The sequence below is a fragment of the Pseudoalteromonas sp. NCCP-2140 genome, from assembly GCF_023708065.1.
GTDB lineage: Bacteria > Pseudomonadota > Gammaproteobacteria > Enterobacterales > Alteromonadaceae > Pseudoalteromonas.
The window spans coordinates 487,971-502,412 of record NZ_BRCZ01000001.1; the positions used below are offsets into that span (position 1 = coordinate 487,971).

Here is a 14,442-nt window from a genome sequence, read left to right on the forward strand (position 1 = left end):
AAGATAAATCGCCTTCGAAAAAATAAAAAGAGAAGTCAAAAAAGCCACTGAGAAATCTATTGCGTGTACTGATGACTTACGCGAATTGCAAAAAGGCACCTGGGGTCAGGTGCCTTAATTTGATTAACGACCTTCGCGACGTAATGCGCTTGAAGTAAACTCGTTATCGTTGAATGATTGTGAGAAATCATACATTTTTTCTTGGTTGTCTAAACCAATTGCTAAATAACGACGAGAGTTAAGGTCATGGTAAACTTCTAATGTACTCCAATGAGTTGGTACTTCATAGTAGTTAAGACCATGCGCCATCGCTACACGATACATTTGATCACGGTTATCATAGATATCCGTTACATGTACTTGCCAGCTATCTTCATCAATATAGAAAACACGTTTTTTATAGATATGACGCGTGCCCTCTTTCAGGTTCGCTTCAACTACCCAAACACGGTGTTTTTCATAACGAACATGTTCAGGATTGATATGACCTGCTTGCAGAATATCATCGTAGCTAAGTTTGTCACTGTGAAGCTTATAGCTGTTATAAGGAATATAAAGCTCTTGCTTACCTTTTAATGTCCAGTTGTAACGATTTGGAGAACCGTTGAACATATCAAAGTCATCAGTCGTACGTAAGCTATCAGCTGCTGTTCCCGGTGCATCATAGGCAACATTAGGTGCACGACGAACACGACGCTGACCTGAGTTGTATGTCCATGCTTGGCGTGGCGTTAAGATTTGGTCCATTGTTTCATGAACTAATAACGCAGTACCGGCAAGACGCGCTGGCTCAGTTACTTTTTGCTTAAACTTAAACAAGATATTAGATTCTTGTAGCTTTTCAGGCGTTGCTTCAGGTGATGAATACTCAACTAACAGTTGCTCATCAAAACCTACATAGTTATATGAACCAGATGCTGTTGGTGCTGCTTGACCACCAGAACGCTCAATTGATAAACCACGGAAACGTAATAAGTGGTTCCAAATAGCTTCTAAGCCATCTTTAGGGATTGGGAACGGAACACCCACAGCAGTGTTTTTAATACCGTTACCGCCTTCTACTAACTCAGCTGTCGTTGCATACTTTTTAGTTGCATCATATACAAACTGAGGATAAGACGCGCTACGACGTGTTGGATAGATGTTCATCTTAAACGTATCAGGATAAGTATTGAATAATTCAATTTGACCTGGGCTTAAGAAATCTTTGTACTCAGCTACATTCGATTTATCAATCGTGAATAAGATTTTATCATCAGCATACGGATCAGGATGATGCATTCCCGGTTTATAACCAGCAGGTGGTGTTGTGATACCACCATCCCAAGCTGGGATAGAACCGTCTTTATTCGCAGCTTTTTCTGCGCCAATAGGTGTTAAATCTTTACCTAAACGTGCCGCTTCATCAGCGGTAATTTTTGCAAGTACACTTGAGCTTGCGAAAACGCCACAAAATGCTGCAGCAATGAGGGTAGGTTTTCTAATAATCATAATTTACCCTTAGATTGAATATTTAATATTAAAAGATACATAATCGCGGTCAGAGAAAGTATTCGTTGCGCCACCACCCCAGAATGAGTTGTAGCTAAAGTCGAACGACCACGCATTTTGATAGTTGAAGTTCATGGTTACACCGAGCGATTTACGATCTTCAACAAATAAGAACATTGGATCAGGTGTAATACCATTCACATCGTGCGAGAACACAAAACGTGGTGAGAAGTTAACACCACTGAAGAAGTTATAATAATCACCTTTCGCAATTAAACGATAACCCCACGCAGAAGCCGTTGGGAACGGGTTCGTTTCAGGACCATTAGAAAGACCTAAGTGCAGTGTTGAATAATCATCACTTAATGGGCCTTGCATAATACCGCTTCGACCAGTACCAGCAACATTTAAACGAAGCTCATCGTAATCTGGCATATCGTTAATGCGTACACCACCAATTTCACCAACTACCGCCCAGCTATCAGCTCCAAGTGAAGGGCCAAATAGGTGTGTAGCTGTAAATTGTAATTGTGCAGTGTTACGTAGGATAAACCCTTGTGCTACTTCACCAGGGCCTACAACGCTTGTAGCATCGCCTGGGCTCATTTGTGAAATACCAGCAAAGTCAGGGCGAATACCTGCAACTGCTAATTGCTCTGGCATACCCGCATATAACAGCTCTACGTCATCAATTTGTAGAGGCTCATCTTGGCGGAATGCAAATTCACCAGCAAGTGCCGTTTCGCCTACTGATGTATTGAAGCTAAGACCGTACAGTTTAATATCTTCAGGGTATTGTAACTGGCCTTTAGTGAATGCTTGAAGATTAGTTACATTATCTTCTGTGATATCTGTTGTTAATAACATACCGATATCAGCAGCGATTGCCGCATCAGTGAAGTTTGATACCTGACCAGAAATTACCGGACGACGGCTATGATAGTTAATGTGGTATAACGCCACTTCAGTGTCGTTTAATTCAGGTAAGTACATACCTAAACGTAAACCATACTGGCCACCATCGTCTGGCTCGTTTTTACCTGCACCACCTTTGCCTTTTAACGCCACTTTGGTTGGGTAAGCTAAGTACATTTGCGCCATCATTGCTTGGCCTTGTGCTGATGTAGGATCAACACCTTGCGAGCGAACAATGTCATCTAAATTATTCAAGCTTTCAGTTAAGAATGCTAAATCGATATCCGGGTTAGACGTGAAGCCCAATTGGATATTTTGCTGATAACCATTTTCTGACGCGAAATCGTTCGTCGAGAAATATGTACCAGCCGCTGGAAGACGTGTTTCATGCCATTCATATTGGTAGAAACCTTCTAGCGTTAAATTATCTGTGATGCCTAGTGATGCCCAAAGCATACCAACAGGTATGAAAGCTTCTTTTAACTCTGCACCTGGCGCTTTTAAACGATCGATATCAACTGGGTTAACGTTAATACCATGAGAAATCAAGGTACTCTCACCCCAGTTCACAACTTGTTGGCCTAAACGAATAGACAGCGGGTTACGGCCTTCATTTAAATCAAAGTTTGCCCATACATAAGCGTCTAGTAAACGTAAATCAGCACACACTTGTTCTTTTGTGTCATCATCGTCACATGGGTCTACTTTGTTACCTGATGTTGGATTGCTATAAGCGTAATCACCATCCATCAAGGCAAAGTCGTAAAAGTACATAAAGCGAGTGAAGAAACCAAAATTATCTTTGCTAATTGATAACTCATGGTTACCTTTTAATAATTTTGAGAATGAATCACCACTATCAAAATTGAGGTTACCTGCATCACCATTATTTGAGTATGCACCAGGTTGGTTCCATACATCAGCAGAAGAATAAATTGGATTTAAAGCAGAATGATAACCCGTCCAGTCAAATGAAGGATTATTACTCTTACCTATATGTTGAAAATCTCGGTCTTCAACACGAATGCTTTGGCCATAAGAGAAGTTAGAGTCAAAACGTATATCGAAGTCACCTAACTCAAAATTTGCCGCATGCAAAGATGTGCTTGAGAGTCCGAGTGTAGCCGCCGCGAGTCCCAAAGCTATTTTGTTTTTAACAAAAAGCGATCGTTTTATCATTGTGTTCATCCCCCTGTAACGGGTTGTTTTGTGATCAAATTGTTGTTTTTAGTATCTTTCTAACGATAGAAGCGAAACAGTAAAATTACAATATAGAACGCGTTCAATCGGTTAATATTTATTTAAAAATGTGACGTTTACGTATTGGTAAGACGTCATACCAGATATTTTATACACGTAAATTAACAATAGAACAAATCGAATTAACAAAAATATAATAAATTTAGCGAATTGGGGACAGTGAAATTTAGCATTTTGGACGACAAATATTACAAAAAAAGCAGCTAATGCTGCTTTTTTAACTAATTTTCTCGAGTTTTAAAAACTGATTTTCAGCCGTTAATGTCAACCTAAAGCGCCCTCTTATTCCTAGTGAAGAAATAAAAGGACGCAAATGGTGAGCGTCAAAGCGAACTGTCTTGCCACCATCCTCTGTAACTTGCACAGATTTATATTTACCATGATAGTAATCAAGACACTCTGAGTAACTCAGATACAAGGCGAAATAGTACTCTGTCATTAACTTTCGAGTGCTTTCTCTACTTTTTCAAACAGATCATCACTAAGACCATCTAAATCAGCTAAACGTTGAAGTTGTGCTTTCATTGCCGCAGAACGATTTTCATCATAGCGTTTCCATGACATAAATGGCGTTAGCATGCGTGATGCATTTTGCGGATTAATATTGTTAAGCTTCACTAATAAGTCACCTAATAGCTGATACCCTTTACCATCAGCACGGTGGAACTGAGTGATATTAAAGTGACTAAAGCTACCAACCAAAGCACGCACACGGTTAGGATTACCAAAGTCAAAACTTGGGTGATCATAGAGCGCTTTGATATCACTAATACTCGTTGCTGAATCTTTCATCGCTTGCAGTGCAAACCATTTATCCATAACGAGCACATCATGACGCCATTTAGCATCAAACTCTGTTAAAAGCGTAACACATAGTGAGTGATTTGCTTTTACAACAGCACTTAATGCAGCAAGTGCATTGGTCATATTATTACTGTGGGCAGACTCTTCGATAAGGCCATTAACGTCGCTGTGATTTGTTTTCGCTAAATAGTGTAAACAAAGTTGCTTAAGAGCACGCACAGCAACGGCTGTAGCAGATGTTGAACCATCATCTTCAAGCGCGTTATAACAATTAACCAATGATTCTGTTAGGAAGTTGGCAATTTGCGATTCAAATGCATTTTGAACAGCAATAATGTCGTCAACAGGGATGACGGCATATTCTGCTGCAAGAGTATCGTAGCTAGGTAGTTTTAACAGCTCAGCAATCAGTGCGAGGTCACCTTCACGATTATCAACTAGTAGCTTTAATGCCGACAAGATATCATCCGATAAGCAAGCTTCACCACTGGCAATCGCCGCTTTCATTTCATTAGTAAATAAGCGCTGTTGAGCATCCCAACGTGAAAAGTCACTGCGAGCAAAACGCATAATATGCAACAGATCAGCGGCAGATGTATTTTGATTAACGATGCATGGCGCAGAGAAATCTTCTAGTAGCACTGCGACTGGGCGCTGTTTAATGCCCTCGAAAACAAACTGCTGTGTTTTTTCTGTGACATTCAATACCGACTCTTGTGGCTGATTATCAATCACAAGTGGTAGCGACTGCCCTTCACTATCTAAAAGTTCAATAGCAAAAGGAATATGCAGTAAGGCATTGTTAGGCTGATTATCAGGCGCAAACTGCTCAATATTTAATGTGAAAGTCTGGTTTTGTTCATCATACGCTTGTTCTACATTGAGCTTAGGTGTACCCGCTTGACTATACCAGCGCTTAAATTGCGTTAAATCAATGCCAGACGCATCACTCATGGCAGCGACAAAATCATCACAAGTAACTGCTTGTCCGTCATGGCGCTCGAAATACAATGCCATACCTTGTTGGAACTTCTCTTCTCCCAGTAAGGTGTGCATCATACGAATAACTTCAGCCCCTTTGTCATACACAGTCACTGTATAAAAGTTATTCATTTCAATAACTTTTTCCGGGCGAATTGGGTGAGCCATCGGCCCTGCATCTTCACTAAATTGGTGAGTACGCATGACTTTAACCGCATCAATTCGATTAAGTGCACGTGAGCCTAAATCACTACTAAACTCTTGGTCACGGAAAACTGTTAAGCCTTCTTTTAACGACAGTTGGAACCAGTCACGGCAAGTCACACGGTTACCGGTCCAGTTATGGAAGTACTCGTGCCCTACAATAGATTCAATCGTATGGTAATCTTTGTCTGTGGCTGTTTCTTGATTCGCCAGAACACATTTAGAGTTAAAGATATTCAGGCCTTTATTTTCCATTGCGCCCATGTTGAAGAAATCAACGGCAACAATCATGTAAATATCTAAATCGTATTCAAGGTTAAAGCGCTCTTCATCCCATTGCATTGATTTCTTTAAAGAAGTCATGGCATGAGGCGTTTTTGATAAATTACCTTTATCAACAAACAAAGCTAATTCAACTTTTCGTCCAGACTGCGTCGTGTAATGGTCACGTAATACGTCAAAATCACCGGCGACTAATGCAAATAAGTAGCTAGGCTTTTTAAATGGGTCTTGCCATTTTACAAAATGACGACCGTCATCTAAGTTACCTGATTCAATTTGGTTACCATTAGACAGCAAGTGAGTGTACTTTTTGTCGGCAATAATGGTTACATCAAAGCTAGCAAGCACGTCTGGGCGGTCAAGGTAATAAGTAATCTTTCTAAAACCTTCTGCCTCACATTGCGTACAGTAAGCACCACCCGACAAGTACAAACCTTCTAACGAGGTATTCGTTTGCGGATCGATATGGTTTTCAATTTTCAGAATAAAGCTTTCAGGTAAGTTATGAATGATCAGCTTTTCATCTTCAAGCGTGTAATCATCATACGCTTTGTCATCAACCTTTACTGAGATAAGAGTTAAATCAACACCATCTAGCGCAAGATCAGCATTGCTTTCATCGGTACGATTGATTGTCATTGTTGACTGCACTGATGTTTTTAAAGGGGCTAATTCGAAGCGTAAATCGATGTGTTGGATTGAGAATTGTGGGGCTTGGTAATCTTTTAAATATTGAGCTTGAGGTTTACTCGTAGCAGACATTACTGACTCCAAATGGCCCTGCTTAGCAGGGCCTAAATAGTTTATTCGGCGTTAGCTTCTTGTTTAAGATGTTTTGGGGTAATACGTAAAATTTTAATACCAAAATAGGCATAAACAACCGCTAAGAATGGATTAATTAAATTAAAGAACGCGTACATTGCATAGTCAAATGGATTGATTAATAAAACACTTTGCATGTAGGCACCACAGGTATTCCAAGGAATAAGTGGGCTAGTAATTGTGCCACCATCTTCTAATGTGCGAGATAAGTTAACAGGCTTTAAACCGCGTTTTTCATATTCGTCTTTAAACATACGTCCAGGAACAACAATCGCGATATATTGGTCAGCTGCAACCGCATTGGTACCAATACACGTTGCAATCGTTGCAGTGATAAGAGAACCCGTGCTTTTAGCAATCTTTAAGATGCTCTTAACGAACATATCAAGTAAGCCAGTTTTTTCCATGATAGCGCCAAACATCAAGGCCGTCATAATCAGCCAAGTGGTTGTTAGCATGCCAGCCATGCCACCACCGCTTAATAGTGAATCCATTTTTTCATCACCAGTGTCAATGCTGAAACCATCAAAGAACGTTGTCCAAACTAATTTAAAGTAACCAATTGCATGGCCTTGTGATGCATCAATTTGGCTATTTATTAAATCTGATTGAAATAACATAGCCCAAATCGCACCTAGCACCGCACCAATCGAAATAGCAGGGAAAGCTGGCATTTTACGAATTGCTAAAAACAATAACACCACCAGTGGTACTAGCATTTCAAAACCAATATTAAAGTTTTGCTCTAATAAATTAACGATTTCATCAATACGGCCAGCTTCAGCAGAACCACCGGCATTAAAGCCCATAAAAATAAAAATAATTAACGCAATAATGAAGCTTGGCACTGTAGTCCAAAGCATATGATGGATATGCTCAAATAAATCTGCCCCTGCCACTGCTGGTGCTAAGTTTGTTGTTTCAGAAAGCGGGCTTAATTTATCACCAAAGTAGGCACCTGAGATAACCGCACCCGCCGTGACGACTTGCTCTAACCCAAGACCAGTTGCAACACCTAATAACGCCACACCGATAGTCGCAGCTGTAGTCCAAGAGCTACCAATACTCATAGCCACAATGCCACAAATCAAACAGCTAGCGGCATAGAACCAGCTTGGATTGATAATTTGTAAGCCATAGTAAATTAGAGTGGGTACAGTTCCTGATAACAGCCAAGTACCGATTAAGGCACCCACCATTAACAGTATAATGATTGCTCCAAGGGATAAGGTGATCCCCTCAATCATGGCTTGTTCTAGTTTCTTCCAGGTGTAACCATTTTTTAAGCCAATTAATGCCGCGGTAAAGGTAGCGAATAATAAAGCGATTTGGTTAGGACCCGATGATGAGTTATCACCGAATAAATAAACAGCAGCGCCTAGTAGGCACACGAGCACAGTAATTGGGATTAAGGCATCTAAAAAACTGGCCTGTTTAATTGGCTTCTCTTCAATTGAATTCAAAAGATAGTCTCCTACACGTCTTATGTGGCGTGTTTAATTATTATTGTAAGCTTTGACGCAAAACTTCAGTGGCCTTATGCAGCCAGATTTTGTGATTATACCAATCTAACCTGTTTTAGGTAGCAAAAAAGGCGCTTAAGCGCCTTTTTATTAATCGATATTGCTAATTAATTGCTAATTATTTCTTAGCGATACGACCATATTTTATATAATCTTGGGTGATTAATGCCGCTTCTTCTAAGAAAGGGTCTAGCTCGTCAAGGCTATCAGGTAAATCGTCAAGCTTCTCTACTGGCTTTTCACCAAGGCGAACAAGTCGTTCATTAGCACGTTCTAACGCGCGTTCTTCACCTTCGTCTTTCTCTTTTATGCGCTTTGCTTCAACCAATGAGATTGTCTTACGGTCTTTCTCTTCTTGATAGCGTTCAATGTCAGCAAACACATAACCAAACTCAGGCTCATCTGCAATACGCGCATCATGAAGCTTATTAACGTAAGCAATCGCTGGCTTTAGGTTATCAACAGAGTTGTACTTAGCACGAATGATGCTATCCCAAGGTAAGGCGTTGTCTTGTTGACTCTCACCCCACTCTGATGGCTCAATTGCCGATGGGAATGACACATCTGGGATCACGCCTTTGTGCTGTGTGCTTCCGCCATTAATGCGGTAGAATTTTGCAATGGTATACTGCACGCTACCTAATGGATGGTCGTATAAGTCATAAGCACGGCCAAGTGGTTTGTGCTGCTGTACAGTACCCTTACCAAAGGTTTGCTCACCAATCACAATAGCACGGCCGTAATCTTGCATTGCTGCTGCAAAGATCTCTGAGGCAGATGCACTGTAGCGATCAACTAACACAGTAAGTGGGCCATCATAAAAAGTGACGCCGTCACGGTCTTTTTGCTCTTCAATACGATTATTTAGCGTATGAATTTGTACAACTGGACCTTGATCGATAAATAAGCCAGAAAGCTGTGTCGCTTCGTAAAGTGAACCACCGCCGTTTTGACGTAAATCGATGATGATACCGTCTACTTTGGCTTCTTTTAATTTTGCAATTTCAACTTTAACGTCTTGTGATAGGTTGTTATAGAAACCAGGGATTTCAATCACACCAATTTTGCTGGTTAAGTCTGAATATTTTGCTTCAAATACTTCAGATTTAGCAGCGCGGTCTTCTAAGCGAATTTTATCACGCGTAATTTCAACGACTTTTGGTGTACCGTGAGCATCCGCCCCTTTTAAATATTGCAGGCGAACTTTTGTCCCTTTAGGGCCTTTGATCAGATCAACTACGTCATCTAGACGCCAGCCAATCACATCAACAAATTCTTCACCTTCTTGGGCAACACCAATAATGCGGTCATCTGCTTTAATTTGTTCAGACTTATCAGCCGGACCGCCAGGTACTAAGCTACGGATTACCGTGTAATCTTCGTCATAACTAAGTACCGCACCAATACCTTCTAACTCAAGATCCATGTCCATCTTGAATTGCTCAGCGCGACGAGGTGATAAATAAGAGGTATGCGCTTCAATGCTTCGTGCGAATGAATTCATCACGATTTGAAAAGCATCTTCGCTGTTGGTTTGTACTAAACGCTTTTGCGCATTGTGGTACCGCTTGGTCAAGACTTCTTTAATGCCTTGCCAATCTTTACCTGTCATTTTTAATCGTAAAGCATCGTATTTAACGCGCTGACGCCAAAGTTCATCAAGCTCAGCTTGGCTTGTTGCCCAATTAGCGTCTTCGCGGTCAAACAGATACTCATCTTCTTTATCGAACTTCATTTCGTTTTCAAGTAACGACAAAGAATAGTCATAGCGTTCAAAACGACGTTTTAAACTTAAGTTAAAAATATCAAAGGCAAATCCCAATTTACCTGTCGACAATGCATTATCAAATTGGTCTTTATATTGCTTAAACGAGGCAATGTCAGACGCTAAAAACACATTTTTATTGTAGTCGAGAGATTCAATGTAACGATCAAAAACCTTCTCAGATAATTCATCGTTAAATTTAATTGGTTTGTAGTGTGCACGAGTAAATAAGTTTGTCACCCGTTTGCTTGCCGTACTATGTTGGCTTTCTTGCTTGAGTACTGGCAGGTCTTTTTCAGTCAGATTGTCTGAAGATGCCAATAATGAACCTGAAAACAGGGCAGCGACTAACGGAATGAGCGTAAACTTTTTACTCATACACAACTCCTTTATTTTTTACAGCTATTAAATGATATACAGGCTGTCTGCTTTGGTCTTAACTTGCATCCCTGTTACTAACTCAACGTGAACTTCATCTTTATTCACTTCAGTAATAACCGCGTTTACAAGTGCTTGGCCAAGTTTAACTTTAACTTTGCTATTAACCTTGACCTCTGAGGCAGGTAAAGGTTCAACTTTTCCTGAACGTTTTGCAGGAGCAGCTTTAGCAGGCTTATTATTTACTTTAGCGCCTTTTTCGCCAGATTTAGCGTGGTGGCCACTATTCTTTTTGTAAGATTTTGTGTCACCGTCTTTGCGTGGACGTTGTGGCTTCTTACGCTTCGCCATTTTAGCGCGGCTTTCTTCTAACGCTTTTTGTGCGTGCTCAATGTGCTCTTGTTCTACTTTTTCGTCTTGATTACCATCAAGATCGATACGGAACTCAGACTTAGTCACAGCTTCTAAATAGCGCCAGTTTGAGGTGTACTTTCTTAGTGCTTGACGAACCTGAGTTTTACTTACTTTCTCAGAACCTTCAATACGCTCAGCGATATCTTTAAAAATACCTACTTTAAGCGGCTGAATACCGTCTTTTTGTTTAAAACATTTTGGAAATTCTTGGTATAAGAAATCCAGTACTTCATTAATATCTTTTAGCTTGTTTGTGGTTTCCATGTTAGAACCTTTTATTACATCTTTTCATCAAGTGATGAATCGACATAGTGTGTTACCCAGTCGGTCAACTCTTCGAAGTCCGCTTCAATAAGCGCTAAATCACCACGAAGGTGTTCCCAAATACCATTTATAATTTCATCAATTGATTCACAGTCAAGGTCATCCGGTAGACGTTCCCATGCCATATGAATCAAGTCGTTGAGCCTTTCGGCAACAACTTCTTCTTCCCCTTCCCAATCACCAACATCTTGGATTGCAAAGAGGTAATCTTGCACATTTAGCAGATCTTTCATTTTAGATTTGCCTCAAAGCATTTTACCAATGCTTCTAAACCAGCTTGATCATCAGCATCGAATCGCGCAATGCTTGGGCTGTCGATATCAAGTACAGCAAATACTTTACCGTCTTTGAAAATCGGCACAACTACTTCTGAGTTAGATGCAGCATCACAGGCAATATGACCAGCAAATGCATGCACGTCTTCAATGAGTTGTGTTTGTTGTGTTTGCGCGGCAGTTCCACATACCCCTTTACCTACTGGAATACGGATACATGCAGGATTACCTTGAAACGGCCCTAGCACTAATTCTTCAGGTGAATCCATTAAATAAAAGCCCGCCCAATTGATATCCTCTAAAGAGGTAAATAATAGCGCACTAATATTTGCCATGTTGGCAATAACATTTGATTCACCAGTGATTAGCGACTCAGTTTGTTTAACTAATGACTGGTAAAAATCTTGCTTTTGCATACCAAACTACTTCTTATTAAACATACAGTAGCTAAAGGTACTCTTTGTAGACGACAAATGAAACCTTTTGAGGGCAAAAAAAAACATTTTGCCCTCAATTTCAGTCAGCTTGATTAAATATTCTGCTATTGATGAGAAGATTGTGTTGTAAGGCCCTGTCTTAAACCAAATAAAAACAGTCCAGCTGCCAGAGCAGACATCACAGCATTGACTATAAAAGCCATACCTGTTGTAGCGCTAAGTAAGTAGCTGAAAATAGCGCCACCTAGTAAGCCAAGTGTCAGAACACCTGAATAATTAACCTTTGCATACTTATACATAAGTAAATAACCCGGCACCACAAACGCTGCCATAGTTAGACCTACAATGTGGGCATTGGCGATTGCGCTAACGAATAAGTTAAAGAAAATGTTTAAACCATTTCCTTCAAGTGTAAACGCATAATAAAGGCCTAAGATACAACCGATGATCACAGGCGATAATAAAGAAAGTCCTACACTCTTTGCTAAACGATGTTTCATAAATTCCCTAATGTCACAAAGATAATACGAGAAGTGTTAAGAATGGACTAACTAGTTAAAATGCGAAATATCGACAATAGTCGTAATTTGCAGAACAAATGAAAAGCACAAGAAACAAAAAAGCCGCTGAATAAATTCAGCGGCTTCAATGATGGTGGAGAGATAGGGATTTGAACCCTAGAGGGGCTACAAACCCCTGCCGGTTTTCAAGACCGGTGCATTCGACCACTCTGCCATCTCTCCGAATGCGAAAACCTACCCGCTTGCGCCAGTAGTAAAAATAATGGTGGAGAGATAGGGATTTGAACCCTAGAGGGGCTACAAACCCCTGCCGGTTTTCAAGACCGGTGCATTCGACCACTCTGCCATCTCTCCGACGGCGTGCATAATAGATAAAGCGGCCGTGCTTGTGAAGCTTTTTTTTCAAAAAACCGTTTAAGTGATTAAAAAACAATTAATTTGCTCAGCATTAGTACAATAGCGTTTAGATTGTGCGCAACATTGAACTTTTCTATTATTTATCTTGTCTATTGATCCACAATAGTTTGCCCAAATATATAACTCTTGATAGGCTTAGTTCAGTTTAATAATTGGAACTAACGAACGTATAAGTTCATTTAAAGGAGCTCTAACAATGGCGTTTAATCAATCGTACAATACTGCAAGACCAGTAATGTCGACTATTGAAACCAATAAAGTTTTAAAGAATACCTATTTCTTACTGGCGATGACACTGGCATTTAGCGCAGTGACAGCAGGTATATCAATGGCAATGAATCTACCTTATTTTATGGGGTTAGTATTTAGCTTGATTTCACTTGGTGTGCTTTTTGTTGTTCACAAAAAGGCTGACAGTGCTTCAGGTGTTGCTTGGGTATTTGTTTTCACAGGTTTAATGGGCGCAGGACTTGGTCCAATGCTTAACTACTACGCTGCAATGCCAAATGGCCCTATGCTTATTATGCAAGCGTTAGGCTCTACTGCATTAATCTTCTTTGGTTTGTCGGCTTATGCGCTTACCACTAAAAAAGACTTCTCATTTATGGGTGGCTTTTTAACTGTGGGTTTAATCGTGGTGATTATTGCAAGCCTAGTTAACTTATTTATTGGCAGCTCAATTACCTTTATGGTCATTAATGCTGCAGTTGTGCTAATTATGTCTGGATTAATCTTATTTGACACTAGCCGTATCATTAATGGCGGCGAGACTAATTACATCCGCGCAACAGTTGCTTTATACCTGAACGTATATAATTTATTTACGTCTCTTCTTCACCTACTTGGTGCAAGTGATGACTAATTAAATAGTTCTGCTAAAATAGCCCCTTTCTAGGGGCTTTTTTATTGGATGCGTTTTGGCACAATTTGTACTTTCTCTTCATACCGCGCCGACCGATCACGACACAACTCAACGGCTAATTAAATTTGCACAGGGCTGTCTTGACTCTGGTCACTCAATTGCAGCTATCTTTCTTTATCAAGCTGGTGTTTACCACGCAAGTAACCATTTAGAACTTGCCAGCGACGAGCTTCCAATTAATCGTTTGTGGCAGTCGTTAAGTGAGCAAGAGATCCCTCTACTGCTATGTGTCACTGCTGCTGAAAAGCGTGGCTTAGATATCGATAACACAGGCGTGTTTACCGTCGCTGGGCTTGCAGAATTTGCGATGCTTGTCAGTGAAGCGGATAAATGGGTGCAATTTAAATGAAAAACATTTTAGTAATAAGCCAACATAGCCCATTTGACGATCAACATATTCGTGAATCACTCGACACGACACTAATTTTTGCCGCTATTGAACAAAATATTAGTTGGCTACTAAGTGGTGAGGCAGTTTTAGCTTTGAAAAAAAATCAACAACCAGAGCAACTTGGCATTAAAAACTATTTTAAAACCATTAAAACCCTTGAGTTATACGATGTTGAAAACATATATGTATGTGAAAAGTCGTTGATGGATTTTAACCTTTCAGAAGATAGTCTGATTATCGATGTTAAAGTAGCTAACTTTGAGCAACAGCGAGACTTAATTAGCCAACAGCATCAAGTGGTGACCTTATGAGTACC

General features: G+C 40.2%; 13 protein-coding genes and 2 tRNA genes. 3 read left to right on the forward strand and 12 right to left on the reverse strand.

Going from position 1 to position 14,442, the window contains the following annotated elements:
* Window positions 1–123: 123 nt before the first annotated feature.
* From NFU46_RS02330 to NFU46_RS02385, 12 genes are all read right to left on the reverse strand, one after another.
* Window positions 124–1,488 (reverse strand): DUF1329 domain-containing protein, encoded by a 1,365-nt coding sequence (locus NFU46_RS02330; RefSeq protein WP_175078403.1) that lies wholly within the window; start codon window positions 1,486–1,488, stop codon window positions 124–126.
* Window positions 1,489–1,500: 12 nt separating this feature from the next.
* A complete protein-coding gene (locus NFU46_RS02335; protein ID WP_175082023.1) occupies window positions 1,501–3,585 on the reverse strand; it encodes a DUF1302 domain-containing protein in 2,085 nt (694 codons plus the stop codon).
* Window positions 3,586–3,883: 298 nt separating this feature from the next.
* Window positions 3,884–4,105, reverse strand: a complete 222-nt coding sequence (locus NFU46_RS02340; protein ID WP_082401568.1) for a DUF2835 domain-containing protein — start codon at window positions 4,103–4,105, stop codon at window positions 3,884–3,886.
* Window positions 4,105–6,699 carry an aminopeptidase N gene (gene pepN / locus NFU46_RS02345; protein WP_251599303.1) on the reverse strand — a complete coding sequence of 865 codons (2,595 nt, stop codon included), beginning with the start codon at window positions 6,697–6,699 and terminating at the stop codon, window positions 4,105–4,107. The genes NFU46_RS02340 and pepN overlap by 1 nt, the downstream gene beginning before the upstream one ends.
* Window positions 6,700–6,740: 41 nt before the next feature.
* Window positions 6,741–8,222, reverse strand: coding sequence for a Na+/H+ antiporter NhaC (gene nhaC, locus NFU46_RS02350; protein WP_251599305.1), 1,482 nt, complete (start codon window positions 8,220–8,222; stop codon window positions 6,741–6,743).
* 178 nt (window positions 8,223–8,400) lie between these two features.
* The gene (prc, locus tag NFU46_RS02355) at window positions 8,401–10,425 is read right to left on the reverse strand and encodes a carboxy terminal-processing peptidase (protein ID WP_251599308.1); all 2,025 of its coding nucleotides are present in this window, start codon (window positions 10,423–10,425) and stop codon (window positions 8,401–8,403) included.
* A gap of 27 nt (window positions 10,426–10,452) precedes the next feature.
* Complete coding sequence (gene proQ, locus NFU46_RS02360; protein WP_055022158.1) at window positions 10,453–11,103, reverse strand: RNA chaperone ProQ; 651 nt, start codon at window positions 11,101–11,103, stop codon at window positions 10,453–10,455.
* Between the two features lie 14 nt (window positions 11,104–11,117).
* On the reverse strand, window positions 11,118–11,396 hold the full coding sequence (locus NFU46_RS02365; protein ID WP_054561593.1) for a hypothetical protein: 279 nt from the start codon (window positions 11,394–11,396) through the stop codon (window positions 11,118–11,120).
* The gene (locus NFU46_RS02370; protein WP_054561594.1) at window positions 11,393–11,854 is read right to left on the reverse strand and encodes a GAF domain-containing protein; all 462 of its coding nucleotides are present in this window, start codon (window positions 11,852–11,854) and stop codon (window positions 11,393–11,395) included. Before NFU46_RS02370 ends, NFU46_RS02365 begins: the two co-directional genes overlap by 4 nt.
* Window positions 11,855–11,979: 125 nt before the next feature.
* Window positions 11,980–12,375 (reverse strand): hypothetical protein, encoded by a 396-nt coding sequence (locus tag NFU46_RS02375; RefSeq protein WP_054561595.1) that lies wholly within the window; start codon window positions 12,373–12,375, stop codon window positions 11,980–11,982.
* A gap of 152 nt (window positions 12,376–12,527) precedes the next feature.
* Window positions 12,528–12,618, reverse strand: a tRNA-Ser gene (locus tag NFU46_RS02380).
* A gap of 41 nt (window positions 12,619–12,659) precedes the next feature.
* A tRNA-Ser gene (locus tag NFU46_RS02385) sits at window positions 12,660–12,750 on the reverse strand.
* A gap of 259 nt (window positions 12,751–13,009) precedes the next feature.
* On the opposite strand from NFU46_RS02385, the gene NFU46_RS02390 reads away from it, so the two are divergent.
* Genes NFU46_RS02390 through tusC form a run of 3 tightly spaced genes read left to right on the forward strand, consistent with a single transcriptional unit; the run spans window position 13,010 to window position 14,437 of the window.
* Window positions 13,010–13,675 (forward strand): Bax inhibitor-1/YccA family protein, encoded by a 666-nt coding sequence (locus tag NFU46_RS02390; RefSeq protein WP_175082260.1) that lies wholly within the window; start codon window positions 13,010–13,012, stop codon window positions 13,673–13,675.
* 55 nt (window positions 13,676–13,730) lie between these two features.
* The gene (gene tusD / locus NFU46_RS02395) at window positions 13,731–14,084 is read left to right on the forward strand and encodes a sulfurtransferase complex subunit TusD (protein ID WP_251599324.1); all 354 of its coding nucleotides are present in this window, start codon (window positions 13,731–13,733) and stop codon (window positions 14,082–14,084) included.
* Window positions 14,081–14,437: a sulfurtransferase complex subunit TusC gene (tusC, locus tag NFU46_RS02400; protein WP_058585115.1), complete on the forward strand. Its 357-nt coding sequence runs from the start codon at window positions 14,081–14,083 to the stop codon at window positions 14,435–14,437. The genes tusD and tusC overlap by 4 nt, the downstream gene beginning before the upstream one ends.
* Window positions 14,438–14,442 lie beyond the last annotated feature (5 nt).